Annotated in this window: 24 protein-coding genes; 3 read left to right on the top strand and 21 right to left on the bottom strand. The window is 67.2% G+C overall.

Annotated elements, in window-relative coordinates; genetic code table 11:
- Positions 1-93: 93 nt before the first annotated feature.
- The 11 genes from ACIRL2_RS02915 to ACIRL2_RS02865 all read right to left on the bottom strand — a co-directional run bounded on the left by ACIRL2_RS02915 (position 94) and on the right by ACIRL2_RS02865 (position 10700).
- Positions 94-1257, bottom strand: a complete 1164-nt coding sequence (locus tag ACIRL2_RS02915) for a DUF3631 domain-containing protein (RefSeq protein WP_402229756.1) — start codon at positions 1255-1257, stop codon at positions 94-96.
- Positions 1254-2546, bottom strand: a complete 1293-nt coding sequence (locus tag ACIRL2_RS02910) for a bifunctional DNA primase/polymerase (RefSeq protein ID WP_402229754.1) — start codon at positions 2544-2546, stop codon at positions 1254-1256. Before ACIRL2_RS02910 ends, ACIRL2_RS02915 begins: the two co-directional genes overlap by 4 nt.
- The gene (locus ACIRL2_RS02905) at positions 2543-4063 is read right to left on the bottom strand and encodes a DNA cytosine methyltransferase (RefSeq protein WP_402229752.1); all 1521 of its coding nucleotides are present in this window, start codon (positions 4061-4063) and stop codon (positions 2543-2545) included. The genes ACIRL2_RS02910 and ACIRL2_RS02905 overlap by 4 nt, the downstream gene beginning before the upstream one ends.
- On the bottom strand, positions 4060-4623 hold the full coding sequence (locus ACIRL2_RS02900) for a hypothetical protein (protein WP_402229750.1): 564 nt from the start codon (positions 4621-4623) through the stop codon (positions 4060-4062). Before ACIRL2_RS02900 ends, ACIRL2_RS02905 begins: the two co-directional genes overlap by 4 nt.
- Positions 4624-4738: 115 nt before the next feature.
- Entirely contained in the window at positions 4739-5386 is a 648-nt protein-coding gene (locus ACIRL2_RS02895; RefSeq protein WP_402229747.1) for a hypothetical protein, read from the bottom strand.
- A gap of 101 nt (positions 5387-5487) precedes the next feature.
- Positions 5488-5676: a hypothetical protein gene (locus ACIRL2_RS02890; RefSeq protein ID WP_402229745.1), complete on the bottom strand. Its 189-nt coding sequence runs from the start codon at positions 5674-5676 to the stop codon at positions 5488-5490.
- Between the two features lie 97 nt (positions 5677-5773).
- Positions 5774-6241 carry a single-stranded DNA-binding protein gene (gene ssb / locus ACIRL2_RS02885; RefSeq protein ID WP_402229742.1) on the bottom strand — a complete coding sequence of 156 codons (468 nt, stop codon included), beginning with the start codon at positions 6239-6241 and terminating at the stop codon, positions 5774-5776.
- Between the two features lie 108 nt (positions 6242-6349).
- Positions 6350-6694 (bottom strand): hypothetical protein, encoded by a 345-nt coding sequence (locus tag ACIRL2_RS02880; protein ID WP_402229739.1) that lies wholly within the window; start codon positions 6692-6694, stop codon positions 6350-6352.
- A 112-nt stretch (positions 6695-6806) separates the two neighbouring features.
- On the bottom strand, positions 6807-7046 hold the full coding sequence (locus ACIRL2_RS02875) for a hypothetical protein (protein ID WP_402229737.1): 240 nt from the start codon (positions 7044-7046) through the stop codon (positions 6807-6809).
- Between the two features lie 330 nt (positions 7047-7376).
- The gene (locus ACIRL2_RS02870) at positions 7377-9530 is read right to left on the bottom strand and encodes a hypothetical protein (protein ID WP_402229736.1); all 2154 of its coding nucleotides are present in this window, start codon (positions 9528-9530) and stop codon (positions 7377-7379) included.
- Positions 9531-9632: 102 nt separating this feature from the next.
- On the bottom strand, positions 9633-10700 hold the full coding sequence (locus ACIRL2_RS02865) for a hypothetical protein (RefSeq protein ID WP_402229734.1): 1068 nt from the start codon (positions 10698-10700) through the stop codon (positions 9633-9635).
- A gap of 640 nt (positions 10701-11340) precedes the next feature.
- Here ACIRL2_RS02865 and ACIRL2_RS02860 point away from each other — a divergent pair.
- Positions 11341-11580, top strand: coding sequence for a hypothetical protein (locus ACIRL2_RS02860; RefSeq protein ID WP_402229731.1), 240 nt, complete (start codon positions 11341-11343; stop codon positions 11578-11580).
- Positions 11581-11740: 160 nt separating this feature from the next.
- On the opposite strand, the gene ACIRL2_RS02855 is transcribed toward ACIRL2_RS02860, so the two are convergent.
- From ACIRL2_RS02855 to ACIRL2_RS02840, 4 genes are read right to left on the bottom strand one after another with little or no spacing between them, the layout of a single operon-like run.
- Entirely contained in the window at positions 11741-12043 is a 303-nt protein-coding gene (locus ACIRL2_RS02855; protein ID WP_402229728.1) for a hypothetical protein, read from the bottom strand.
- The gene (locus ACIRL2_RS02850) at positions 12040-12870 is read right to left on the bottom strand and encodes a hypothetical protein (protein ID WP_402229726.1); all 831 of its coding nucleotides are present in this window, start codon (positions 12868-12870) and stop codon (positions 12040-12042) included. Before ACIRL2_RS02850 ends, ACIRL2_RS02855 begins: the two co-directional genes overlap by 4 nt.
- Positions 12867-13262, bottom strand: a complete 396-nt coding sequence (locus ACIRL2_RS02845) for a hypothetical protein (RefSeq protein ID WP_402229724.1) — start codon at positions 13260-13262, stop codon at positions 12867-12869. The genes ACIRL2_RS02850 and ACIRL2_RS02845 overlap by 4 nt, the downstream gene beginning before the upstream one ends.
- Entirely contained in the window at positions 13259-13579 is a 321-nt protein-coding gene (locus ACIRL2_RS02840) for a hypothetical protein (RefSeq protein WP_402229723.1), read from the bottom strand. Before ACIRL2_RS02840 ends, ACIRL2_RS02845 begins: the two co-directional genes overlap by 4 nt.
- 480 nt (positions 13580-14059) lie before the next feature.
- On the opposite strand from ACIRL2_RS02840, the gene ACIRL2_RS02835 reads away from it, so the two are divergent.
- On the top strand, positions 14060-14416 hold the full coding sequence (locus ACIRL2_RS02835; RefSeq protein WP_402229721.1) for a GntR family transcriptional regulator: 357 nt from the start codon (positions 14060-14062) through the stop codon (positions 14414-14416).
- A 144-nt stretch (positions 14417-14560) separates the two neighbouring features.
- On the top strand, positions 14561-15859 hold the full coding sequence (locus ACIRL2_RS02830; RefSeq protein WP_402229718.1) for a hypothetical protein: 1299 nt from the start codon (positions 14561-14563) through the stop codon (positions 15857-15859).
- Here ACIRL2_RS02830 and ACIRL2_RS02825 read toward each other — a convergent pair.
- From ACIRL2_RS02825 to ACIRL2_RS02800, 6 genes are all read right to left on the bottom strand, one after another.
- A complete protein-coding gene (locus ACIRL2_RS02825) occupies positions 15856-16878 on the bottom strand; it encodes an NAD-dependent epimerase/dehydratase family protein (RefSeq protein WP_402229716.1) in 1023 nt (340 codons plus the stop codon). The genes ACIRL2_RS02830 and ACIRL2_RS02825 overlap by 4 nt on opposite strands.
- An 891-nt stretch (positions 16879-17769) precedes the next feature.
- Positions 17770-21726, bottom strand: coding sequence for an NACHT domain-containing protein (locus tag ACIRL2_RS02820; protein ID WP_402229713.1), 3957 nt, complete (start codon positions 21724-21726; stop codon positions 17770-17772).
- A 1147-nt stretch (positions 21727-22873) separates the two neighbouring features.
- A complete protein-coding gene (locus tag ACIRL2_RS02815) occupies positions 22874-23602 on the bottom strand; it encodes a hypothetical protein (RefSeq protein WP_402229711.1) in 729 nt (242 codons plus the stop codon).
- Positions 23603-23767: 165 nt separating this feature from the next.
- Positions 23768-25264 (bottom strand): gamma-glutamyltransferase, encoded by a 1497-nt coding sequence (locus tag ACIRL2_RS02810; protein WP_402229709.1) that lies wholly within the window; start codon positions 25262-25264, stop codon positions 23768-23770.
- 310 nt (positions 25265-25574) lie between these two features.
- Positions 25575-26216 carry a nucleotidyl transferase AbiEii/AbiGii toxin family protein gene (locus tag ACIRL2_RS02805; protein ID WP_402229706.1) on the bottom strand — a complete coding sequence of 214 codons (642 nt, stop codon included), beginning with the start codon at positions 26214-26216 and terminating at the stop codon, positions 25575-25577.
- A 10-nt stretch (positions 26217-26226) separates the two neighbouring features.
- A complete protein-coding gene (locus tag ACIRL2_RS02800) occupies positions 26227-26550 on the bottom strand; it encodes a hypothetical protein (RefSeq protein WP_402229703.1) in 324 nt (107 codons plus the stop codon).
- Positions 26551-26997: the final 447 nt, after the last annotated feature.

The following is a 26997-nucleotide window of genomic DNA, read 5'->3' as shown; positions in this document are numbered from 1 at the left end:
CCGTGGCGTGTAGCGGATGTGTAGCGGATGTGTAGCGGATGATTTGGGGTTATCCGCTACATCGTTTGCGCAGGTCAGATGGGGTTTTGAAGATCATGTAGCGGATGTAGCGGACTTCGTGGGGGGTGGGGGGCAGTAGCGCGTCCACGCGTCGTGAAGGTCGGTGGCGTAGTAGCCCTTGACGACCGTTCCGGAGGCGGTTCGGATGTTGCGCGCAACGATGGGCGTGTTATCGGCGGTAACGTACTCGCGCAGCCATTTGGCGAGCGAACGGGATTCGAGGGGGCGGCCGTTGACGTCGCCCCAGGGGGCGTCGTCCTTGGCGACGAGTTCGGCGATGATCGCGGTGGTGGGGACGCGGTCGGCGCCGTTGAAGACCAGGTCGCGCAGGTCGGTGAGCAGTCGGATCCCGAGGGAGCCCTTGTCGGTGGCCTTGGACGCCTCGACCAGTTCGGCGCAGGCGTCGCGGGCCCGGAGGGGCCAGTGGCCGCCGACGGCGTCGGCGATGGCGAGCAGGGGTTCCCACACGTCCGCCGGTCGGTCGGTCACGCCCTTGGGCAGTTCGGGCCAGGCGCCGGCGATGTGTTCGCGGGCGGTGTTCGCCCACTTGGCGAGGCGGTCCCGTAGGGCGTTGCCCTCGGGGGTGTGCAGGCGGGCGCGGAAGGGTTCGACGTGTTCGTTCGGTGCGCGGCGGCGCATGCGGATGATGATCGAGCGGGTGAGGATCGTGTCCGGGAGGGAGCCGAGTCCGGCAACGGCGACTCCGCAGTACGAGGGGAACGCCACCACGGTCTGGTTGGATCCGTCTCCGACGCATCGGTAGGTGACGCCGGAGCGTCGGTGTCCGGCGTTGATCCAGCCCCGAAGTTCCTCGTTGTCCCCGGCTTTGGCGCCGAAGATGGTGTCGATCTCGTCGAACAGGATGGTGGGCGGGCTCTCCCCGGCGGAGACGGCGCGAAAGAGCGCGGGCGCGGACGCGTTGACCGCGACCATCGGATTGGGGACCAGGGTCTCCACGATCTCCAGGGCCCGGCTCTTGCCGCTGCCGGGTTCGGGCGACAGGAACGCCATGCGCGGGGTGGAGTCGAAGCAGTCCAGCAGGTGTGCGTGCGCGTCCCACAACGTCACGGCCGCGTAGGCCGCTTCGGAGGGGAACACGTTGAACCGGCGGTGGAACGCCTCGACTTCGTCCAGGAGAAGCGCGCCGTCCTCGGGCGCGTCACCGGCCGTGGGGCCGGTGTTGAAGGGGTTGGTCATGCTGCCTTCCCGCTGTTGTGGGCGATCGACCAGTTCAGTGCGCTGGTGATCGCGGGTCGGCTCTCGTTCTCGGTGAGCCCGGCGCACGACGCCGCGGCCGTGAGGTCGTTCTCCACGGTGTGGCGGTCGAGGTCACCGGTTGCCACGAAGCGCCCCAGGGCTCGGGCCGCGCGCACCAAGGCGGCGTTGCGAGTGCCCTCTTGCGTGCCCGCCACCAGGGCCACCTCGTTGCGCAGGGCCGCGCTCGCGTAGGCGCTCGCGCCGACCGGCGTGTTCGGGGTCGGCGGGATCCGGCGCGGGGCGCGCTTGGGGCGGAGCATCTCAAGTAGCCAGGTGGGCAGTTCGGCGGGTTCGCGGTCGGTGACGATGCGGTAGGGCTGCTCGTCCACGACGCTTCCGGGGGCGACGACGTAGCCGCCGTGGGCGCGGGTGTCGATCCTCCATCCGAGCCTGCCCGCGGTGTTGCGCAGTGCGAGTCCGTTGGGTGCGCGGTGGTAGAGGTGTTGTCCGCCGGTGGGTGTGGCCACGGTGAACGTGTCACCGGGGTATGGCTGTTCGGCATCGGCGGCGAGGAGGGTGAGCACGTCCGCGCCGTGGGCGGCGCCGCGTTCGTTCCACGCCGGTGGCGGGTCGTCGTGGGCGTGCTTGGGCATGTCGAGGTCGATGACGACCAGTCCGGAGGGGCCGGTGGCCAGGCCGATGTTGTAGGGGGCGTGGTCCCAGCAGCGGGTGATGCGGCCGGGGTCGGTGGTGGCGCGCGTTTCCCAGTCCTTGACCGCCGGTCGCTTGATCCCGGGGACCAGCGGGAAGACGTGCCATCCGCGTTCGGCCGCCGCGAGGGCGGCGGTCTTGAGGGGGTTGGGTCGGGTCATCGTGGTGTCCCTCCGGGTGGGCGAGGACGAGGATTCGAGGATGTGTCGAGTGGTGGGGATGCCGGCCTGTTCGGCGGCGCTCGCGCAGTGGGTGGCCCCGGGTGAGGCTTCGCGGACGAACGCGAGACAGCGATCGGCGCCCAGCGCGACCATCGCGAGATTGCGAACGATCCCGGCCCGGCGCCCCAGCGCACGCCAATCGGCCGGGTGGGCTTCCTCGGTGATGCCCCGTTCGTGGTGGTCGCGAGCCCAGGCGGCGGCGTGCGCGTCGGCACCGCGCGGGCACGCGCCGTGCACCACGACCAGCCCGGCGCGGGCTTGTTCGAGGAGGGCGCTGAGTGCGGTGCGCACGGGCGCCGGGTCGTCCCACGATCGGGACCCGGTCACCAGCACCCGCAACGGCCGTTCGGGGCTCACGCCGCCTTCTCCTCGCCGGTCAGGGCGTGGGCGACGGCGGCGATGAGGTCGCGCGCGGCGGGCGGGGTGACGGCGTTGCCGGCCATGCGGACGCGTTCGCGTTTGGTGCCGAGGAGGATGTACTCGTCGGGGAAGGCCATGGCGGCCTGGATCTCGGGGACGGCGAGCATGCGGAACAGGCAGTCCTGGATGTCGACGTCCCCGACGATCAGGGCGTGGCGTTCGTGGGTGGTGACGGTGGACGCGGGTTCGGCTACCGGGCGGGCGTTGCCGTTGCCGTAGTACGGCACCAGAAGGGCGTCGGTCTCTCGGGTGGTGCGGGTGCGCATCGGCTCGTCCACCGGCTGCGCGGACTCGTTCCACGTCCCACCCGAGGGCACCAGCAGCGGCGGCCATGTGACCAGTGACTGGTGTCCGGCGGTGGTGAGCGTGCGCAGGGGCTCGGTCGCCGGGGTGCACATCTGCCCGGCGTCGCCGCGCGGGGTGTTGTTGCGCATGACGATGGCGTGCTCGGCCGCGGTGACCAATCCGTGGTGGTTCCCGGACGCGCACACCGTGGCGAGCGGTGAGCTCACCGGCCGGTGGTCGCTTCCGCCGCCCCGGAGTTCGGCGACGAACGGCTCGTACGTGGTGCCCACGGTCTGCGTCGTGAGCGGCCGGGCGTACCTGGCCAGCCCCGCCCGGATCCGGGCGAGCGTCTTGTCGGCGAGCGGACGCGGGCGGTCGCCGATGCGCTCACCGGGCACGGTCCAGTCGATCGCGTCGGCGGCCGGCCGCACCGCCGGGTGAACCTCGACGTGGCAGCGGGCCGTCGGGCACCGCCACACGTACTGTGCGCGGTACCGGCCGCCGGGTCGCTCGTGGCGCTTCCATGCCTGCACCGCCCGCACCGACCGGTCACACGACGGGCAGTGTGCTGCCGGACGCGTCCAACGGTCCAGATCCGGGCACGGCGACGGCGCCCGGTGGGCAACGGCGTACCAGCGGTCCCGGGACTGTGGCGCGGCCGGCCCCAACGCGGCGGCGAACATCGAGTTCATGAACACCTGATGCAGGCAATACCCAAGTGCCTGGAGCGCGAGGCGCCACGCGCCGAACAGCTCCCAGTCCCGCACGTCCACCACGTTCTCCACCACGATCGCGCGATAGCGGTGGTACTCGGCGAAGCGGACCACGTCCCACATCGTCGCCCGCGACCGCATCGCCGCCTCGTCCGGCAACGGCGCCTCGTCCCCGAACAGCGAACCCTGCGCGGGCCTGCGCCGGCTGCCCTTGGCGATGGAGTGGTTCGTGCACGAAGGCGACGCCCACAGGATGTCGGTGGCGGGGTAGCGGCGCGGGTCCACCTGCGAGATGTCCGCGCAATCGTGGTCGGTGGTGGGGTGGTTGGTGTTGTGCGTCTCCACGGCCAGAGTCCAGTGGTTCGCGGCCATCCGCACCGACACCCCGGGCACCTGGACGGCGCCGGTCGAGCTTCCGCCCGCGCCGCAGAACAGGTCCGTCATGGTCAGCGTCACGACCACTCACCGCCCGCGTTCTCCGCCGGGGCGAGCGTGCGGGACGCCGGGTCGCAGGCTCGGCACCGGAGGCTCACGAACTCGCCGTCCCGGGCCCGGTACTCGACCCACCCGGTCCCCTTGCAGTCGCGGCACCCGGGCCGCGCGTCGCCGCGGTCGTGGGTGGTGGAGTCCAGGAGGGGGCGGTGGACGTCGCGGTGTTCGACCTCGATCCGCGCGCAGCCGTCGGCAAGAATCTCCGCGATGTGGCGGGCGATGCCGACGCTGCGGTGCCGGCCGCCCACGCACCCGCAGGCAATGGTGATCGGGTCGGGCACGGCGTGGGACAGGTCGTGCGCCGCGAGCGCGGTCACGGCGGCCAGGTCGCGCACGCCGGGGGTGTTCAGGACGTGTGCGTACACGTCCTCGTCAAGGCCGGTCCGCTGCTTCATCGTCGGGTCGTGGTGCGGGTTGCGGAAGCGGCGACGCAGGTCGAGCGTGATCTCCGCCTCGGGCGCCGGGTCGTGTCCGTAGCCGAAGGACACGATGCGGATGGTCCGCTCGCGCCGGTGGTTTGTCATGCTGGTGGTCCCTTCCGGGTTCTGTCATGAGCGGGTTGGGGTCCGGGGCGACCGTCTTTCCGCCAAAGTCGGGCGGTCGCCCCGGGGCATTCGGTGGGTGAAGCGGCGCCGGTGGTCAGGCCGCGAGCGCCGGTCGTTCGGCGGTCAGTGCCTGGGTCCAGGCGGTTCGGGCCGCGTCCCGGCGGGGCCGTTCGTCCTCGTCGGGCAGGGACACGCGGACGGGCATGTGCAGGCCCACGAAGTCCTCGCCTCGGACGATGACGAGGGGCGTGCGCGGGCCGGTGGCCCACATCAGGAGCGGTTCCTCGCCCCAGCGCAGGTGGTGGCCCCAGCGGGCGAGCATCCGCGCGTTGAGGACGATCTGCGGCGCGTCCTGCGGCTTGGCCGCGAGTGCCTTGCGCACGAGCGGGCGCCACGAGGGGACGCCTTCGACGTCCTTGGTGTCCAGCGTCAGGGCGTGGGTGCCGACGCGTGCGGTCAGGTGGTGCCCGTCGTGTTCGAGGTCGATGCGGCGCAGGCGGGCGATGCGCCCCAGCGCGGTGATGGCCTTGACGTCGTCGGTGTCGAGGAACGTGGTCCAGGTGCCGATGCCGGGCGCGGCGCGGCGGGTGACGGCGAGGGTGTAGCGGTCGGTGGCGACCAGGTACAGGTGGCGGTCGTCGGCCTCCACCTTGATCCCGCACAGCATGGGCAGGGTCTCGTCCCTGCCCATGTGCGGGGTGACGTCCTGGACCAGGTCGCGGAAGTCGGGGATCTCGGTCACGGGTTCCTCCCGAGCGGGTGTGGTGGTGCGTGGTCGGGGCGGCCTTCGGCCGTCCTCCACCACCCCGGACGCGCGGTCCGGGGTCATGGGGAGCGGCCGGGTCAGTCCTCCCAGACGTCCCACGTCCCGTTGAGCAGGTGCGCGGTCCGGGCCTCGGCCTCGGTCAGCGCTCCGGTCTCCACGTCGCCTTCGATGCCGTCCGCAACGACGTCACGGCAGACGGCGCAACCGCCGCACGCCTCCTCGGTCGTCGCGGCGCCGCAGTCGTCCTCGAAGTCTTCGTCGTACACGTCTTCCTCCGTCGTGGTGGGTTCGGGCGCTCGGATCGACAGTCCGTCCTCGGGCCCGGGTCGCGGATGCACCCCCGGGCCCGAGGAGCGGGCCGTGTCAGAACGGCGGGTTGTCGTCGGTCGGGGTCTGTGGGCCCGCGGCGCCCGAGGCGTCGAAGTCGCCCCAGGTGTCACCGGCCGCCGGGGCGGCGCGGCGCGTGGTGGTGCGGGTGACGGTGGCGTCGGCCCACAGGAGCGAGGGGCCCACGTCGTCCAGGTCGAGGACCATGCGTTCGCGGGCTTCCTTGGTGTCCTTGTCGGTCCAGCGCTGGGTGGTGACGGTGCCGGACGCGATGACGCGGTCGCCCTTGCGCAGGGACTCGGCAGCGTGCTCGGCCAGGGAGCGCCACGCGGTGCACGCCCAGAACGTGGTCTCGCCGTCGATCCACCTGTTGGTGGCCTTGTCGAACTTGCGCGGGGTGGCGGCGATGGACAGGCGGGCCACCGGCACGCCGGTCTGGGTGAACCGGATCTCGGGGTCACGGGTGATGTTCCCGACAACGGTGATGGGGGTCGCGTTGCTCACGGCAGGTCTCCCAACAGGTGTGCGGATCGGCCGTTCGGCCGTCGCGGTCCCGAGCCGAACTCCCGCGTGCTGGCGGGTTTCGTTCTCGGGGCCACGACGGGCGGACGGTCAGGCAAAGATGCCGCTGACGGCCTGAACTCCGGCGGTGACGACCTGGTCTCCGGCCTGTGCGGCGGTGAGCGCGATGGCGGATCCGGCGAGCATCACCCCGGCGACGAACGCCACCAGGGCGATTCCGACGGTGCGGCGGTGGTGGGCCCAAGCGCCGACGATGAGCGCGAGGATGACGCCGCTACCGATGCTGATGGCGGTGCCGCCCGCCCCCGCCTTCGCGGGGGCTTCGGTGGTGGCCGCGAATGCGGCGGTGGGGGTGAGCACGAGGATGGCGGCCGTGCCGATGACGGTGGCGACCCTGCGGACGGTGCGGGTGCGGGTGTTGGTCGTGGTGGGCATGTCGGTGCCTCCCGAGGGCGGTTCCTGGTGGGCGGGTCGTGCGCCCACGGCCCGGCCGCTCACCCTCGGCTGGGTGAGCGGCCGGACCGTGCGGGCACGGCGGTGGACCGGGTCATCGGTCGTGCGGGCGGCGGGCGGTGCCGAGAAGGCGGGCTCCCAGGCGCGGGCGCAGGCCTGTTCCCCGGCACCGGCGGCAGCGGCGCGCCCCGCACGGCGGGGTGTTGGGCGGGTGGTGGTGGAGGTCGGCGCCGGTGCCCGCGCATCGGCGGCAGTGCCCCCACGGGGCGACGCGGCACACCAGCGCGTAGCCGGCCGCGACGGCGAGGAGCAGGAGAACATCGGTGATCGTCATGGGGTTTCCTCCTTCGGTGACGAGGCGCCGGTGATGGCGCTCCGGGTGGGGTGGCGTGGTCGCGTGGCGGTCGATAGGCCGTCGTGGTGACCGCGTCCGTGGTGACGGAATGTGTCGGCTCGTGTGGGCCCACACGGGCCGCCGCTTGTGGCGCCGTGAAGGGCTTCGGTGGTCCAACCCCCTCTTAAGAGGGGGTTGTGTGGGGTGGTCTGTGTGGGCCCACACGGCCCACACGCACAGGTCACAGGCCCACACGGCTTGTGTGGGCCCACACGCGCCGTGTGGGCCCTGTGTGGGCCCCTGTGTGTGGGCCCACACAGGGCCGAATCGCTACGGGCGGTAGTTGCCGATCGCTTGGGCGAGGGTCTCGGCGAGGTAGCCGGAACGGGGCGGGCCGCCGTCGACGCGGATGGATCCGACGCCGGGCCGGGAGACGCCCACGGCCCGCATGAGCGTGTTGAGTTCGTTGCCCAGGCTCTGCGCGTCCGTGCCCAACGCGTCCGCGAGATCGGCGGTGTACAACCGCCCGCCCGCCTCCTCAAGGGTGTGGTGGGCGCGCGTGAGCAACTCCGGCACTGCCTTGCCCGCTGTGGCGGGCTTGCCCCACTGGGTGGGGCCGGTCTGTGCGAGTACCGCCGCGAACGCGTCGTCCTCGCCCGGGTGTTCCGTGGCGCGGTCGGGGTTACGCAGACTCTGCCGGGCCTGTTCGAGGAGTTCGCTCATCCCGGCGCCGTCGATCGGCCCGCCGGGTGTGGTCGCGGGTGTGGTGCTGGCTGGCCCCGCGGTGGGCTTGGCGGGGTCGGCGCCGGTCATCGGGATGCCGCGTTCGGAGATCGGCGGGCGCATCAGCGGCACCTCCGTCCACGGCCGCGTGGTCGGAGCCAGCGCCTTGCCCTTGAACAGCACCGGGAGGGTGCGCGCCCAGCGCGAGGCGTAGTACCGACCGGAGGCGGTGTCGACGGTGAGGGCGTCCAGGGTGGGCCTGCGGTCGGCGAACAGGATCGACAGTGCCCCGATGCGCGAGGGCTTGAGCCGTTCGGCCTTGAACGGGCGGGCGGGTACCGTGATGCCCTCGGCGTTCGGGTAGGAGACGTGGCCGCTGCCCTGGTGGCGGGCGGCGCGCGGGTCCAACCGGCCCTGCCCGTACGGGAACAGGTGACCCAGTTCCTCCGGGTCGGATACGCGCATGCCGATGCGGTTCTGGGACTGCTTCTTCATCGCGGGGGTGCTCACGTCGGCGGTCGCCCGCAGCCCGATGCTCATCTCCCGGAACCGTGTCGCCCTGCCGACGTTGATGACGGTGTTGAGCTTGTCCAGGATCGACTGGGGGAGTTCGGCGATCTCGTCGGCGACGATGAGGATCTCGGGGACGTCCGGGGAGACGGGGATCTTGTCGTCGTCCACCGACAGCATCAGGTCCTGGTAGCCGGTCTTGCGCGCCGCCATCCCCTCGATCGCGACGTCGAGCATGATGTGCGCCTCCTCCTCCGTGGGCGCCACCCAGTCCAGGACCGGGCATTTCGCGGTGCCGTCCAGGGCCCAGGCGCGCAGCCACGGCAGGGACAGGCCCGCGCCGGTGGTGTCGATGTGCCACACCAACACGTCGTTGGCCTGCAACACCTTGCCGTTGACGACGTTCGCGGCGTTGGTCTTGCCGCTGTCGGTCTGGCCGATCATCACCGTGCAGGTGTCCACCATCGGCAGCAGCACCGGCGTGCCGTCGGGGTGACGGCCGATCTCGATCGGGTTGTTGATCGTCGTCACCGGCAAGTCGCCCTCGGGGAAGGCGATCGTGGTGGCGAGGACGTCCACGAGGGTGACCCGGATGAGCACCGTGCCGTGCTCCTCGCCGTCCACGACTTCCACCCCGCCGCCGCGCGGAAGCCGCAGCGCGCCCGCGATCACCCGCGCCGCGTTCGCGGGCAACGACTCCACACCCGGGGGAAGTTCGACCCTGACGGTGTAGCCGACGTCCTCGGGCCACGGCTTGACGCCGCTCACGTTGTGGCCTTCGAGCCGGAACAGCGCCGTCAGGCGCTGGTGCCACTCGGCGGCCTGCCCGTCGGCCCAGCGCTGGAGGAGCGCGGAGGCCCGCCCGGCACGCGTGGCCTGTTCACCCCGGGCCAGGCCCGGGGCGAGGACGAGTCCTGCGGTGGCGCCCGCCGCCCACACCCCGAACGGCGTCCAGGCGAACGGGGTGCCGTGGGCGATGGTCGTGGCGGTCCAGCCGCCCGCCGCCAACCACGCGCAGGCTCGGGCGAGGATGTGACCGGCGGGCCGGTCACGCCGCAGGTCCACCGTCGCCTGGGCGAGGGCACCGACCGCAGCAACGGCCCCGGCGTGGACCGGGGGAAGGCCGGTCGCCGCCCCCATGGCGGCGACGCTGTAGGCGCCGCCCGCCACCAGCGCCGCGCCCATCTTGGGGGTGGTCTTCCACGACCAGTCCCACGTGTTCGCTTCGTTCGTGCTCGCGTTCCCGCTCATCGCGGACAGTCCTCTCGGATCGTGTGGTGCGAGATGGGTTCGACAACGGCCCGCCACCGCGGTAGCGCGGTGGCGGGCCGTGGACGCCTCAAGCGGGTGGGATCACACGTCCCACATGGCCTCGTTGCGGCGGGGCGCCTCGTGGTGGGAGACGTCCACCGCGTGCAGGCGCCGCGCGGTCGGCAGGATCTCCTGTGCGGAGCTGACGGCACGCGCGAGGAAGGTGCCGATGACGGCGACCGCTTCGACCACGCCCTGATGGACCGGGTACACCTCACCCGACTGCTTGGCCAGGTGGGCGATCGCGTGGGCCAGACTCTCCAGCCCCACCGGCAGGCCCGCGTACTCGGCGAGCACCTGCATCATGTTCTGCGGCGCCCACCGCGAATACACCGTGCGGATGTCCTCGCACGACGCCGCGAAATGCGACTGCCGAAAGGCCAGCGCCCCATCGCCGCGACGCTCCCCGATGTTCCACAGGTACTCGCCGTTGCGCGGCGTCTCGTGCCGCGCCAGATCCTCCTGGTGCAGATTCCGAAAGACGTCCTCCACCTCGTCGGCGGCCTGCGCCGCGAGCAACGTGTGCACGTAGGTCTGCGAGACCGCCGCCCCGACCTGCGGATGCGCCGGGAACCGGTCGGCCGTGGCACACGCCAACTCGCTCAACGCCGCCGCCGCCGACCGCAGACCCTGCGGCAGACCCCGGTACTCGGCGGCCACACTCAACATCGTCGGCGGCGAGTACCGCGAGTAGGTGTCACGCACCTGCTCCGCCCGCGCCGCGAACACACTCCTCGTCACAACCTCACCCCACGAAGGTCCCCGGCCGCCGGCCAACACCGGCGCCGCACTGGTGAAACCGACATCCGTCGGCTCCGTGAAATCCGTGCTCACGCCCTCACCGCGGGCGGTGTCCCGCAGGAGGCGGGCGCGCTTGATCAGCCGCCGCCACACCCACGTCCCCGCACGCGGACCCCACATCAACCCCGCCAACCCCAACCGCGCCCCCGGGCCGACCCGGAACACACGGCCCAAGCCACCCAGCAGGGCACCACCGGCGGCGACGGCCAGGCCCGGGACCGCCGCGAGCGCACCCGCGCCCACCGCCGCCATCCCCGCGCCCAGCGTGCGCGCCCAGTGCGGCGCGGCACGCTTCGCGGACGCAGCCACCCGACCCGCGCGAGCACGGGCCGCCTGCGCCGCGCGGGAGGACATCACCCGACCGGCAGCACCACGGGCCTGCGACAAAGCGCGCCGCCCGCGCCGCCCGGCCGCACCACCACGCGTCGCGGCACGGCCCGCCGCCGCGCGCCCGGCCGCCAAACGACCCGCGCCGCGCGCACCCGCACCGGCACCGCCCGAGGCGCCGCGACCCGCGAACAGGCCAAAACCGCCATGGCCCTTCGACCGGTCACCGCCCGCGTTCGTCTTCCCGCGACCGCCGGGCCGGCCGGAACCGCCCAGGCGATGCGCGGCGTTCGCCGCACCCAGACCCGCACGGAACCCTGTCCCACTCGGCCCGCCGCCGCCCCGCCCGGCACTCTTGGCGGCTCGGCCACCGGCAGACGCGCCGCCGCCGCGCCCGGCTCGGGACTGCCCGCGTCCACCACCGGACGCACCCGTGCCCGCGCCGCTCGCGCGCCGACCGCCACCAGCGGACTTAGAGCCGCTGGGGCGCCCGCCGGTCGCGGAGTGGGGCGAGCAGCCCGCAGCGGCACCGGGCATCCCCATTCGCGAGGCGACCCGTCCCGCACGCGGCATCCGCCCGGCCCGGGGCCCGCGAGCGGTGCGCGCGGTCCGGGCGGCACGGGTGGCTCCGACGGCCAGGCCGGCCGCCGCCACCACACCGGCGGCGGCCACCACACCGACCACACCGGTCGCCGCGTACATACCCGCGCCGCCCGTCGTGGTCGCCTCGGCCGCCAACGTCGCCACCGGCAACACCCGCCGCCCCGACACCCGAGCAACCGGTGCGACGTCGTCACCCTCCTGCGTGACGGTCACCTCGATCGGCACCACAGGTGCCACCGCCGCAGCGGTGGGCTGGTAGGTGGGGAAGGCTTCCGGCTCGTTGTCCGGCGAACTCTCGCGCGGCGCCGGGGGCTTCTTCGTCTTCGGCTTCGTCGTCGTGTCCGTCATGCTGGTTCGTGCTCCTCTCGGAGTGCGGGGGCCCGGCCGGGCCCTAGGAAGCGGGCCGGCCCCCGGCCGGTTCAGAACAAGGACTCGCTCTCGTACCGCTCCGCCCGAGCGGCGCGGGCGGCCTTCGCGGCGGCGGATCGGGCCGGGCCGTGGCAGCGCGCACACCAGGCCGTCAGATCTGCCGGGTCCAGGCCGACGGCCGCAGCGAGCGGCGTCGCGAGATCACGCGGCGCCACGATCAGGGCGTCATGCCGATCGCACCGGCCGCCGCTCTCCTTGTGGTACTTGCCGCACTCGCCGGCGCACCCGCAGGTGCCGTTCTCCCGCCCGAGGACCGCGTCCCACAGGCGGGCGCCGACGATCGGCGGCCTCACGACGTCCACTCCCGCTCACCGGCCGGAGGCACCAGACTCAGCCGCGCGGCGTCCGCCGGGCTAGGGGCACGCGTTCCCCGCAGCGCTCGCGCCGTGTCCAGCGTGAGCTTGGCCTTCGGATAGCCGACGCCGATCTCGCTCATCACCCGCCGGTAGGAGACACGCTCGCCGTGAGCGTCCAGCAACGCGAGCACAGCGTGCATGTCAGCCTGCGACACCGTTTCCGGAAGCGCGTCCGGATCGACGAACACCGGTCGCTCATCCGGCGTCCACGCCGGAATCTCGGCAACGGGCACCGCGTCGGTGGGGAACACCTCTGGAACGGCCGTTCCCGCCGTGTCCCGCGCGGGTTCGGAGCGCTCCCGCCGCAGGTCGGCGGCCTCCTCCTCCAACTTCCCGATCAGGTCGGCGATCCGGCGGCGGTACACCGTCACCGCCTCGGCCAACAGGATCAGCAACACCGGAGGAACGGAGTGCAGAACGATCCCGGCCGCGTCCGGATCCCGAGGAACACCGAACGACCCGTCCGGCCAGACCGACCCCCACACGTTCATCGCCCACGTCGCCAACCCCGCGAACAGACGCAGCGCGGTGGCGCTCCCGCCCGGCCGATCCCCGAGGAACCCGTCCGCCAGGAGCACCGCTCCCAGGGACAGGGACACCATGGGATCCAGCAACCACGCGATGTACCACGCGGTCCCGTGCTCGATCGCGAACAGCGTCACGTTCACACACGTGAACACCAACGCCAACCCGCCCACGACCAACAGCGCCACCGTCAACCCGCGATCGGCCCGGCGCAACGTCACGATGCGCGGATCGGTCATCGCGCACCGCCGTCCCCGACGGGTGCGACGTGCCGCCACAGCACGACACGGACACCACGCCACCGGAACGTCACGCTCAACCGGTGCGCGATCGGCACACCGGACAACGGCGACTCGACCAGCGCGCCGCCCGTGCGGCGGGCGAGATCCGCGAACACCGACCGCCATTCGTCGTCGGTCGTATTCAGGCCGGACGCCTGCCCAACGACCTCCCCGCCGTCCAGCGCGACAACCGACGCGTTCTGCGGAAGGGTCCACACGTAGACACCCGGCAACGCGGGACCGTCCGTCATCAGGGCCCGCAGCGCCTCCGCCGCCCGCGCCATCGACTCCCGCTCACGACCGGGCATCGACCCCCGGCCCGCTTCCGCCTCGGGGTGCAGGACGCTCATGCCGCCCACGCCCCCTCCCGCACCTCGACGGCCCCCACCGGAGCCGGAGCGGTGCCCATCGCCAGCATCTCGGCGCACACCGCCGTCCCCGGATCCACCGCCCACAGCACGGACAGCAACCGCTCGACGTGCCGGGCGAGTTCGCGATCGGTCGCCCACAGGTCCGAGAGGATGTCCCGCGCCGCGTCCAGCCGCGCCGCCTCCTCCTCCGCCGACTCACCCTCGACCCCGTCGAACAGGGGCCAGTCGACGCCGAGCGCGAGTTCCGCGAACTCGGCGATCGTGGCCGCAACGCGGTCGTCCACAATGATTCTCACGGTCGTACTCCCTCACTGGAGAAACGACCCACGGGGCGCCCGACGACTTGCCGGAAGCGGGCGCCCCGGCACACAACGGTGTGCCTCGTCCCGCAAGACGAGTGGCCATGACCCCCGACGCGCCGACGTGCGGCGCGCCGAGGACCAAGAGCACTCGTGCTGTGTCCCCTTCCAGGAACGATCGCGCTCCTGTTGGTAGGCAGGGACATGGCCTTTCGGCCTCATGCCATCCGGTTGCAAAGGGTTGCCGGTGCCCAAGGCCCCACAAGGCCACTTGACCCGCCGAAGCGGGCCCGTAGACGTGCAAACATGCAGGTCAAGCAGGCAAGAGCGACGTTCGTTCGCTTTCCTCGAAGCTCTCTGCCTCAGAGTGCACTCTGAGGCAGAGCTCGTCAAGAGCCTGCCCGTCGAGTGCTGCGCCGAGTTGGTCAAATGTGGTGCACTGTGTGGGCAGAGTGCTCAGAGAGGAGCCCCACCAACATGGCCGAGTGGTCCGGCACGCCCGCCTATGAACAGGTGGCGGATGAGCTTCGCCAGCGCATCGCCGGGATGAAGCCCGGGGACAAACTGCCTTCGCTCCCCAAACTCCAAGAGGAGTTTGGGGTTTCGGTGACGGTGATCAGAATGGCCCTTGCCGAGCTTCGTCACGAAGGTCGTGTAGTGACGCACCAGGGCAAGGGGGCTTTTGTTGCTGATTCCGCACTCGCCGGCCAGACCGGTAAGCGCGGGACCACAGACCTCGAAGCCGATTTGCGGGAGATGAAGAAGCTTCTCAAGGACCTGCAACAGCGTGTCAACGTCTTGGAAACCAAGTCGCAGGGATCCTCGAATAGTTGAGGCTTCGGGTCGCTTCTTCATGCTCACCATTGAAGCGGCCCGCAGGCGCTGGCAACATGCACTACATATGCACCCACGATGCACTCGCAGTGCACTTACGTGCACAACAAGCAGACACGTGAGCCAGGGGGAAGGTGCAGCCCTATGCAGGCAGTTGACACATGGACGGGTGCCAGGGCTGACTCGCTACGTGAGGCCCTGCGCTTAACCAACGAAGGGTTCGCGGCACACCTCGGCATCGCCATCCGTACGGTGGCGAAGTGGAGGGCTCAGCCGGACGTCGTTCCCAAAGCGTGGGTTCAACAACTCCTGGACACCGCCCTACAGCAAGCCAGCAATGCCGATCAGGAACGATTCACGGTCCTTGTTTCGCCTGCGCCTCCAGCCCGGATGAAACCGGTAATCGAGAACTTGACTGCCCCTCCCGAAGAGGTCTTCATGACGGCGGCAATGGAGGTCACCGACGGCATGGCAATGTGTTCAACGAAGCTCGGTAGCGACGCAATAGAACTGCTCCACAGTCAAATGACCCTCGTCGCGCGCCAATACTCGGATCGTCCGCCGATGTCGGTGTTTGCGCAGGCGCGCCGACTGCGCCAAACGGCAGAACAAATGGCAGAGCGTACTCGGCGGCCAGGAGAGCTTGCCGACGTCTACCTGGTAGTCAGCGGCTCGACTGCCCTCATGGCCTCAATCGCGTTCGATCTCGGGCACTGGCCCGCATCAGCCCACATGGCCAAGGCCGCGACGTCCTACGCCGAGCTTGCCGACCACAGGGCGCTGATGGCGTGGACTCTTGGTCTTCAGGGCACCCTCGCCTTCTGGCGTGACGACCTGATCGAGTCGGAGTTCTTGCTTCAGCGCGGGCTCGACTGCGCACCGCCAGGTCGTCACCGGTTCCGCCTGCGGTACATCGCGTCCCGCACGTACGCGCTCCGGGACGACGCTGCCTCGACGGCGCGTGTCCTGGCGGAGGCTGAAGACGATCGTCAGGGTCCGACCCACGTGCCGGATCCGCTGATGGACAACATCCAGGGCGAATTTGCCTTTGACGACGCACGCGCCGCCGCGTGCGCGGGTGCGGCCTGGCTGCAACTCGGCAACGGTGAACAGGCCGAGCGCTACACGAACACGGCCCTTGATCTCTACTTGGCCGAGCCCGAGCAACAGCGGCCGTTCTCGCCGCTGAACGGAGCGCGCATCGACACCGCGGCGGCGCGCCTCCTGCAAGGCGAGCTTGACGGCGCGCAGGAGGTGCTGAGCCCCGTCTTCATGCTGAGTCCGTCGCACCGCAACACGGCGTTGACCGGTCGCCTGGACAAGGTGCGGGGGATGCTCAACGAGAGGCAATGGGAGCCCTACCCGGAGGCGCGTCGGCTCTCCGGAGCAGTTACCGAATGGCTTGCTGAGAACGCCACCGCGCCCCTACCGCATGCCGATTAGACCCGGAGTCCGGATGCCGCGAGCAGGGATCGTTCCCGGACTTCACTCAGTCCGATTTCGGCGGACCGCTCGTTGACAAGTGGGGCCCCGGACGCCTTGAGCCACTCCCACGTGTCGGCAACGGTCGCCGCGAGGGGGCGGCAGGCAAATCCTGCTGCGGCTGCCCGCGAACCGTCTACGCGCCAGACGCCGTCCATCGTTCGCCACAGCGGGAGTTCGGACCACTGACGCACCCCTGCGCGCAGGAGTAGATCGTCATCCACCCATCGCAACGTCGCGTTGCTCGCGGTGGCATGAGCGCAGGCTGCCAGCAGGTCGCCGAACGTGTCCCGTTCCATTGGCGCCGTCAGGTTGAAGGCGCCGGTCAGACTGCGGTCCAGACAACGCACCACGAAGTCTCCGACGTCCCTGACGTCGACAGGCTGAATTCCCCGGTCCGGCTTGCCGGGCGCCACGACGACACCGCCAGCAGCAACCCGTCGCAGCCACCACGGCAGCCTGCCTACGGTTTCACGCGGTCCCAGAACGACGCCGGGCCGGAGTACAACGGTGTGTGCGGCGCCGAACGTCTGCTGTGCGGCTGCCTCGCATCCCGCCTTCTGGTATCCGTATTTCGTCGGCCCGTCCTCGACATCCACGCCGTAATCGGGGCCCGCGTCCGGGGGACAGGGAAGCAGGGGTGACGCCTCGCTCAGCGCGGTGGCCGGCCACTCCTCGTACACGCTCACCGTGGACATGAAGACGTAACGACCTGCCGCGGGGCGGAGGCACAGGGCAGTGTCGAGAACGTTCCGTGGGATGTAGCCGGATGTATCGATGACCGCGTCCCAAGGGCCGTGCGTAACCAGTCGGTCCAAGTCCGAGGCGTTGTACCGGTCGCCCCGTACGACATGAACACCAGGTACATCATCATCCGTCACGCCGCGATTGAAGGTCGTCACCGTCCAGCCTCGTTCGAGGGCCGCGACGACTACGGCACGGCCCACGAAAGCTGTCCCACCGAGAACGAGAACGCGCATGGCTCCATCATCTCCAGCCGAGCGCGCATCCCGTCAGTAGGGAGACTCGCGACGGAGCACGGTTCTGGGGCACCCGGGAACCGGCCGTGATGGCATCCGCTTCCCGTGCTTCCGGAAAATGCGCGGCAAAAGGCGCGAAGCCAGTCCGGCAGACCGGCTAAGCTGCAGGTCAGAAGGCCATACGCGATAAATCGACCAAGCGCATTCTAAGCACTTGGTTGCGGTTTGAGTCCTTGCCGGGTACAACCACGCCGTCCCCACTCCTACGTCACGTCCGCGCAGGTCTCGCTTAGACACGCCGAAGCGCCGGACGCTCGCCAAGTGAATCGGTGGGCGTCCGGCGCTGTCTGGCTGTCAGCGGACCTATGCGGATGATTGCGGCAATACGTGGCTAAGTTTCTCAGGTCCTGAACAGCATCGCTTCGCTGTGCAGAACGGCGACCTCCCAGTCGTTGCCCGATCGCGACGAGCAGAGCGGCGGTCTGGCATGGGTTGACCAGAGAGCTCTTGTCGACCACGCCGGATCTGAATGAACACGGCAGACTCCAGCGCGTGGTGCAGGATTCGCCGGTTGTGCTGTGCCCTGGACTTCGCGACGTTCCAGCCGTCCAGCGTGCCGGACATCGCGCACAACCGCTGGCGGGATCTCGTTCTCTTAAGCCGCCGCGGGTCGCGTGTTGCGCGCTACCCAGCCCAGGGCGCCCAGTGCCTGCAGAGTGCTAGCTCTTGCCAAGCACTCGGCCGCGATGGATCAAGCCTGCTCTGTGCACGGAAGCCAGCCCCAAAATCAGCCGGGTCGGGCCTCCTGCCCATATCGTTCCGTCGCAGTGTGGCGATGGCGCAACTCGAACGCCGAGGAGGTGACATAGGCCATGAAGCACCTTTGGGTTTTCAGCGTGACGAAGTTTGCTGAGGAATTTCGCCAAGCTGCCCTGATTGAACAGCCTCTCCTGTCATTCCACTGAAATCTGCCCCTTGGGCCTCCACCAATCTTCTGAGAATAATCTGCCGCGTTCTGGGTGCAATGTCTTTGAGCCCATCAGCGCACATCAAGGCAAAACACCGTGACATCGGTGATTCTTTAGGATAAAAGCAATCCAGTATTTCGATTGCATAATCCTTGTTCCAGGCGAGACATGCCATGACATCAGCGTATAGCTTTTTGGCTTCCCTCCTATCTTTAGGGCTACCGAATGCAGCAGCCATAAGAGAGATCATATGACGAGTATCTTGCGTGGGCTTAACTCCGCCTGCCACAGGAGGAGACTTCCTCCATTCATTGATTATCTCCTCGCTCCACTCCGAGTGGGCGTAGCTTTCGCAAACCGCAAGTCGCGCCAACCCCCATCTCTGTGTATCGGCGAGCCATGCCTCAATAAGCTTCGACGTCTGACTCCCGTCTCCGGTAGTAGGCAGCCCGAGATTCTTACCGACATAGTCCAGACAATCGATCCATTGTTCATTTACAGGTAAACCTTGAATCCAGCTTGCCCCAGATTTCCGGCGCGTCTCGATGTCTCGTAGGACCGGCATTATCCTCGCTGGACCAATTTCGCTCGCCAAATTGTGGGCCAGGTGGCTTGCATGGGACCCCACGTACAACCAAGTGAGCAACCATGATGCATACTCGCATCTCAGTTGAATTGAATGTGGGCGTCGATTCTCATAGTCTTGGAAACTCGCCACTATTGCCTCTGTGATGAGAGTCCCATTAATTGGTACGGTGAATGAGAACTGCGCCGCCGAGATCGGAAAAAATGGATCTCCATTGCTGATTCTCTTACTCAAGCTCCCGGACAGCCAGAAGGGCTCCATCTGTCCCCAGGAATCTTCGATGCTCTCCCAATCTGCGACATCTCCGTATATGCCGCCCTCTACCTTTCTAGCAGCATCACTCAAATCCTCTTCCTCTACCACTATTTGTCCAAAAACCCAGGGGAAAACTCGACAACAACGCAGTATAGATTCTCTATTCCCCGATGCTTCCCGCAATGCGATGGCAAGGGATTCGCGTGACGGCCTAGCGGCAAAGTTGGCCACCGAATAGAACCACGGTTGCCCAGGGGGCTTGCTTTCAAGAAGCAGGCCCCAATGGCTCACCGAATCCGTCATCGTTTGAATATAGATAGAAATGCCGAAGGATTCCACTTGTGGAGACCCTACGGCTGTTCTCAGGGATGTTCTTGAATTACGGAAGAGGCGAACGAGATCTCGCGCCCAATCGGAGCGCCCCTCGACATCCGCACGTGATTGGAGCCCTCCTCGTCGTGCCGTATGACGAAACACCCCGACTGCCTGAAATACTTCGTGGACCGGCATCTCAAGAAGGCGGTCTTGGCAGAGAGTCTTCAGGCTGGAGAGGTGCATCTCTTCGGCAATTGTAAATAGATAGTCCTTATCTTTAGGTGCAATTTTGGCGTATAGTTGCGACCCCAATGAATAGGTCGTTTGACGAGTTAGTTCTGATATGTCCACGCGAGAAGAAATGGTCACTAGGATGGTGATGAGGCTGAGATAATCTGCCTCGTTCCGGCCAGCGATCTTCTCTTCAGCCATATGAACAAGAGCCTCGATCGTATCCTTGGGTATGCACCCAGCAAGTCTACGAATGTCCTCGTCGGGTGGAAGTCGCAACAGAAGGAGCGCTTGTTCAGTCAGGAGTTGCGCATATAGAGGGGCGCGGACCATTCCATCGCGAAGGAGGGAGACAGCTAGTCGCGACCCCAGCAGAAGTGACTTTCGCACTTCAAAATGGATCGCAGAATGACTGTTAAGTTCGGAGACCAGCGTCACAACGGTGTCGCGCATATTTTCACGCTTGGCGAAAATACTCCCAAGGGCAAATAGAAGTGTGTTTCTCCAATGTGAACTCGCTGAGATGGCGCGCAGCCGGTTGCCTACTTGAAGATCCGTGCCTTGAACCACGCCTTGAGCGGCCCAAAACTCCTGCAACGATCTGATTTCGAATCCGATTTCATCCGATCGACTCGAAACAAGAAATACCAGACGGTCTGTCGCCGCTTGGATTATGTGTCCGCACAGGGCTTCAAGCTCGACTCCAGCATGCCCCTCCCTTGAGAGTCTGGCACGAACTACGTTGCGCAGTTCCTGGGTCGACAAGGTAGAAGTTGTTTCACCGGAACGTTCACTCTGAGTTTGAAGGAGAAGACCCACGCGAGAATGAATTGCGTCGACGTCGGACCGGTGATCCCGCAAGAGCGAACTTGCTTGACTATCTTTCTCAAGCTCACGTTCGTAGATCACTCGGTAGTACTCATCAAATAGTGTGTATCTGTCTTTGGGAGCCTGGCCGACGCGATCAAGGAGGACGGCGAGAATCGACACCTGGAGTGGTGTGGTCATGAGCCTCGATGTGGCTGGTTCCATGTAAGCCCGTTCGAGCCTTTCGACCAGCCTGTCTTTGCGGTCACTTTCTTCACCATGACGAGCAGTGGCCAGCTTGGATCCGAAATTCATAGCCACTTGTTCTGTCAGAGCTGTGAGGTGCAAATGACGGTAAGAGCGTGGGGAAAATTCATCTGTGTAGCCTTGCGGGCGGGTCGTTGCAACTACAACGAGGTCGGCATTGACCGAGGCTGCCTCCACGAGGAAATCATCGATGGTAGACAAAACTTCTGCCCGGTTACTTGCAGCAGGAACCTCGTCCAGTCCGTCTAGGACAACAAACCATGGATAAGTGCGAAGCCATTTCTTAAGCTGTGTTTCCGAGACGCTTCCTGTGCAACGTCGCGATATATAGTTAGCAAGATATTCCAAGACAGATGAGGATTTGTTCTTTGCCAGATCATCAGCCAGTCGTGTTAATTGAATATTGATTGGCCATCGTCGATTTCGCGGAACTGGAATAGACTCGCTGCTCATGAGTCTGTTGATTTTCTCGATAGCCCTGCTTATGTCAATCTGCTTGGAAGTACGAGACTCGGCAACAAGCGATGCACGGTAAACCTGGCAGATGAACTGCGTAATTGTTGTCTTGCCTTGCCCGGGTCCACCGATCAACACGTACTTCTGTTCTGATTCGGTTTGACCATCGGATTCACCCTGTCCCGATGCGCCGTATCTTGCATCAGAGGAAGAAATTATCGTAGTGAGAACCTTTTTCGAATTCGGATACGCGTATTCATCCTGCCATGGCTGAAAAGGAAGGTCGACGAAGATATCTGCGAGAGCCAGGTTTCTATCGTCAGCGGACCCTGACTGGTCGAGGTTTACGTACCTTTGACGAAGAAGCTCCTTCGCCAAGAAGGAGTTTAAGGCTTCTGGAAATTCTTTATCTTCCTCTTGTCGCGCCTGCAGAACACTTGCAAGTACATCACCCGGCGTAATCCATGCGGCATAGGATGTGCGTACATCGTTATTAGTAGCCAGTAGGGTACTGATGGTATCGGAATGCCAAACCAGCCAACCCTTGAATCCGAGAGTCTTAGCGTGACTCTTCATGCATTCGTCGACTTTGTCGATACCTCCAATTTGCTCTTGTGGCGAAAGTCTCACGTTCGTTGACACCAAATAGTATGCGGGAATATCTTTCCCTGCATCCCTCCTTTCCTTCCATGCGGCCATCTCCGAATTGATTTGACTCGCGAGCCAGGCTGCATTCTCTTTAGGCTTTCCGGGGTTTTCCATGAACTTAGCCTGAATCACACCGTAGCCGCTCCAGAGATGCCCATGCGTGGTAACTGGAACAGGTCCACGAAATGTCGCCTCACGGCCCCCATCTGCGCCAGACCCAAATACCCCCACTCCAGGGCCTAGCTCCGCCATAGCAAGGGCTTGAGTCAAATGCTCGAATTCACGGCTGCCAAGAGGTGTCAGGTCAAATCGCATAGACCTAGTGTCCTCCAGGACAGGCCCCTACGCCCTTTGTTCGCCGAAGTTCGAGACCAAAACGCAGCCGTTGACCCAGAGCTGCGCGAGCGGGCCGTACGGGGCGGCTGACGACGGGGCCGCGGCCCTGCGCGGGTCGATCACCCTATGTAGGTGAGCTGATCCTCGAACGTAGGGACTCTCCGGCAGAATGCCGGTGACCGCCCACCATGTCAGCAAGGTCCGGTGATGGTGCAGGTCAGGGGACCGGAGTGGCGAACCGAGCAAGTGCCTTCTAAGCATGAGGTTGCTGGCTTGATCACTACGAGGGCGAGCCACGTTGAGAGCAAGTCGGCAGGGCCTTCTATGCGGGGTCGACGAGGGCAGAAACCATGATCTACGGCGAATGCGCGGTCAAGTTGCGTCGCTAGCAATCGAACGTGCTGGTCAGAGCGGCCCTGGTGATCCTCTTGAAATCCGCTCTTCGCGGATCCAAAGAGCCGACTTAGTGGAGGACTTCACCGCGGGCTCCGGCCCTGGGGCGGCATCGCCGATCGTCATGAGCAGAGGCTACGAGACCAGGACGACAGTTTGGTGCGAGCCACCAGCCGGGAGCGCGGCCACCTCCTTCGCAACGTCAGCGGCCCGGCCCTAGAAGTGGGCGGCCCACGGAGGTCCGCGACCAGCCGTGCACTGCCTTGCGTGACCAACTGCGTGACAACGGCGACGTACGCTGCCGGACGTCCACGCACCACTGGGGCCTGTTCCGGCACGTCGGGAGGGACGTGAAGCGCCTCGCCGCCGGCTCCTGGATTGCCTGGGGGTCAAAGGGTCGCAGGTTCAAATACTGTCGTCCCGACTTCGCGGGAACGCAAGTCGCAGGTCGAAGCCCTGCTTCAGGAAACTGAAGCAGGGCTTTTTCCCGCTTCCGGTTCCTGCTCTCTTACAAGCTCTCACAATAACGACCGGGTAACGGCCATCCGAGCTCCCCGAGAGCCCCGAGGTGTCCAGGGGACCCATGTCGCGCCAGTACACAACCCGAGGCCCCGCCCTGCGCAACGAAACGGTTAGCGGGTCGTGCTCGTGCAACCGGGCACCTGGGTCTTCGCGCGAAGGCCCGCTGATCAGGTGCTCACGGGCCGGGCCCACGAGGGCCCGGCCCCGTACGTCACCCGATTCGGCCCATCACTCCCAGCGCTGTGTGCAGAACAGGGTCCACCCGCAACCGATTGACGTCCCGGTCGAGGACCTGGAGGGCCTCCAGGCAGCTCAAGGCCCATCTCGCCTCGTCCGGCGCGATGTGGACCAGTTCGAGAGCGGCCCTGCAGTCGCCGTCGGAGTTCCAGCCCGTGTCCAGCTGATCGACGATGGCCAAGTAGCCGTTCATGACCGTGTCATCCCGCAACAGCCCCACGGCGTCGACGAACTCCTGCGCACCGAGATTCTGACCGAGCCACAACTCCAGTTCACGCAGCGCTTCGTCCTGGTCGTGGCTGACGGCCCATAGTTCGAGAGCCTTGTCCAACAGGCAAGGCCAGCCGCCGGTAGCCCGGGAAAGCCTGGCCATCCGCTCATCCGTCTCGAACCGACTGTGGCGCTGCGTCCAGTCCCGCAGTGCACGTTCGTCGTGTTTGCGAAGTAGCACCACCACGCCGTCGTCGGCCTCTGAACCGACGAGAACGTCCCGCCAGAAATCCAACTGGTCGACAGCCGACACCGCGACGACAGACCTCGTGACACTCCGGCGACTCGGGAACACGGTTTTGGCCAACGACAGTGATTCGCGGCATGCCTTGCTGCTGCCGGCCGCGAGATCACTGATGAGAAGCCGTCGCTCCGTCGCCTGACCAGCCACGAGCTGCGTTCGGAACACGTTGGCGCTTCCGATGGGCGGCACCGTCCAACCCGCCACACGGCCTGTGGCCTCCCCGAGACGATGGATGCCCCGCCAACGCGCTTCGACCCGCCTGCGTCCGGTACGTTCCCCCTTCCCGATCGCGGGCGTGCGAACGATGATCTCGCATTCGAAAAGCGACGGGCACCCGCGCCGGTTCGGCGGGCCTTAGCGTCGCCGGGATGCTGCGAGCATCGGCTCGTCACGTTCGACCGCCACGTAGGTCTCCGGCCCGGCAGCCTCGAGCAAGTTCTCGCCCAGTGACACACGGGGTTCGGCACCACCCAGCAGCTCGGCCCAGTCCGAGTCGGCTCCCCGGACGTAACCTTCACGGACATCTCGCCGGATCCGGTCGTGCTCCCGGGTCTCGCGCTCACGGAAGCGCCCGCGTTGCTCACGACGGACCGCTTCGAGGTCGTCATCGGTCTCGAAGAGCAGATGGTGGAGACCACGTCCGGATGTGAGGAGGCCGGGTGTATCTCTGACGATCCGCATCTGCCCGCGATGCAAGCTCGCGCAGGCAGCGAAGAGGCTGCGCGACATACCGAGATGCACCCCAGTCCCCGGGATGGGCGCGGAAATGAAGTCCACAACGCCTGGGCGTTCGCGCAAACCGCGATGATCGGCCGGCCACTGCCCCCGCAGTGCTCTCCGGGTCTCTCGGGTCTCGACGTCGTGTTCCAACAGAACCACTCCCCCGCCCGCCTCGCGCCTGGCAGAGGCACTGCCCGAGGCCAACGGGGTGACCCGTACGCCGGCCTGGGGACCATAGCGGAGGTGCAAGTACACCAGAAGTTGGTCCAACGCAGCTTCCAGCAACACGTCGTCGTCTTCGCTCGCGTCGTCACCGGACGTTGGTCCCGGATCGAGGGGGGAACCTCCTCCACCGCCCTCGAGCGGTGGGGGAACCGTGATTTCGTCGAGCGTCATGAAGACTTGGTCGGCGATGCTCGTACCAGTCAGCAACAGGCGGTGCGGATGCCCGGCCATCAAGGCACTGGCGCTCAGAAGTTGCTCCCGCCCGCCCATCAGCTCCGGTTTACCGATCCTGAAGCCGGCCTTCGCTTCGATCAGCCACCAGGGTGACGACATGTCCCCTGGGTGGCGGCCCCACAGGTCGGGCAGACGCTTCTTCGGATCGTCGAAGCCCGGCAGTCCTGCGGGCGCCCGCGACTCGACATCTGTCGTCGAAGGCAAACCCATCAACCCACAGCACAGCCACTGCGCCATGGTCATCCCGAGCCGATAGCCGAACGCACCGCGGGCCGAGCGCTCCGCGCCGTGCGTGTGCACAACGCTGGGCACGAGCCGCCGTCCCGCGTTGTGCGGGTACGGACCACCGGCAGGTGTGTCCTCCAGCGTCAGATACGCCTGGAGCGGTGAGATCCGTGCCAGGAGTTCCTGGAGCGCCAGTTGCGGGAGATGGACGAGCCAGGGCGTGACGTCGCGGCCCACACCGGCCGCCTGCTTCAGGATTTCACGCCACGTGGTGGTGGCCAGGTACCAGCCGTGAGGTGGCACCGCTCCGAGAGCGGGCCACGGCGTCCTGGCGGTCTGCCACTGCGGCGTGGGGCGCCGTGCCGGACCGCCACGGACGAGAATCGGAATGTCCAGCCGGTCCTCGTGTTGCACAACGGCGTCAGTTGCAGCAGAGAAGTCCACCATGTCGATTACTGTGCCGGCGGCGGCCCGTTCCCGAAACCAAGAGAGCGCAGATCATCATCGACCGGGCAACGCCAGGAGCGCAGCCCCGATTCAAACCCGGTGCGAACTCGTCGCCTTGGCCCCCGAATTCAGCGCGTGTACAAAGACTCATCCTGCCCGGCAACGCTCGGCAATGCGATTAAGATTCTCCGCTACTGCCGGTTCGGCGGGAGTACTCGGCTCGTCCCGCTCCAGGATCATGGCATGGGTGAGCCGGCTCACATGCGCCCCATCCTCCCGGAGGAAGAAAAACACCACTCGGTTGCGCCGGTCAGGAACCGTCGATCCGGGCCGCCCAATTCTTCAAGCGCTCGCGCATGCGGGCGATCTGTTCCTTGGTTGTTCCGTACACCGCGTATTCGCGGTCCGGCCAGCGGTCTACGGCTTGGAGGGCTTGCGCGAAATAGGGGCGGTCGAAGCCTGCGTCGTGTTCTTCGGCGAGTTCGAGGAGGCGGTCCGGGGTGTAGCGGCCGGAGGCGAGGGCGGCGTTCACGTCCAGGTAGTCGCGGGGGGCGGCGCGGCCGAACAGGGTGGTGACCTTGTTGGCGACCGCGTCGTCGGGGTGTAGGACCGGGCCGATGTCGAGTTGTACCGGTGGGCGGGATCGCCAGTCGCAGCCCATCTCCACCCTGGTTTCGCGGCCCGTCTCGTCGATCACCGTGCAGCGGGCGAACACGACCCCCAGGAGTTCGACGTCGACCGTGAAACCGTCGGCCCGATAGGCCGCGGCCACGCGATCGACCGCTTCGGAGAACGCCGTGGGGTCGGCGATGTCGGTGAACAGGTCGACGTCGTCCGAGATGCGTTCGAGGAAGCCGTGGGCCTGGACCGCGTAGCCGCCCGCCAGGACGAAACCGTAGGAGGCCGCGGCGGCCAGACCGACGCGGGCGAGCCTGGCGTGCAGGGGGTCCATGGCCGGAATGCTATGCGTCGACGGGCGCGAGGTTCGGGAACTTCGACTCCCAGATCACCCGCAGGCGACGCGGCAACCACAGCCGCGGCCACACACGCGCCAGCAAGTCCCCGTTCAGATGGCGGCCGAGTTCCTCGGCGTGCATCGCCTCGCGCAGCACGGTCTCGTACAGCAGCCGTACATCGGCGTCGTCCGCCAGGTCGTACGACTGCTTGGGGGTCCAATCCAAGGACGTGGGCAACCGGACGACGCCTTCGGCTGGGCCGGCCAACTCCGCGAAGGTGTCCGGCACCGTATACGGCCGAACGTCCGCGTACCGCACACGTGCGTCCATGCCTCCAGTATGCCGACGGGCGCCCGGAGGCCCCGCCGGTGGGACCGCCACACGTTCCGGTCCATGTCCATCCGGTCCGGCGATGCGTCCGAGTGCGGCGGTGGCAGCAGCGCCTGTGTCGCGGGGCTCCGCGTGCGGCGGTGGTGGCGCCCGTGTCGCGGGCTCCGAGTTTCGGGTTTCACCGCTCGGTCGTCGCGCGCGGCGAGGAGACTACACATGGCGCCGAGACGGGCGCGCGTTCCGGAGGCGGGTCCGTACCGCGCGGGGGCTTCGGGCGGATCGACGGGTTCGGCATGAACTCTCTTTCCGCGCGCTCTCGTTCGCGTGACGCCGCGCACGCGCGCGGCGAGGACGGGAAGCCGGTGGGGGCGGGCGCGGACGACACCGTCACGTCACCGCCGCCGACGCCCTCCTCGCCCGGCGCCGAGCCGGCTCACGCTGCCTCGG

Source organism: Embleya sp. NPDC127516, from assembly GCF_044765325.1.
Taxonomy (GTDB): Bacteria; Actinomycetota; Actinomycetes; order Streptomycetales; family Streptomycetaceae; genus Embleya.
Note: the sequence above shows the minus strand (reverse complement) of the source record. Positions and strands in the feature narration are given on the sequence as shown.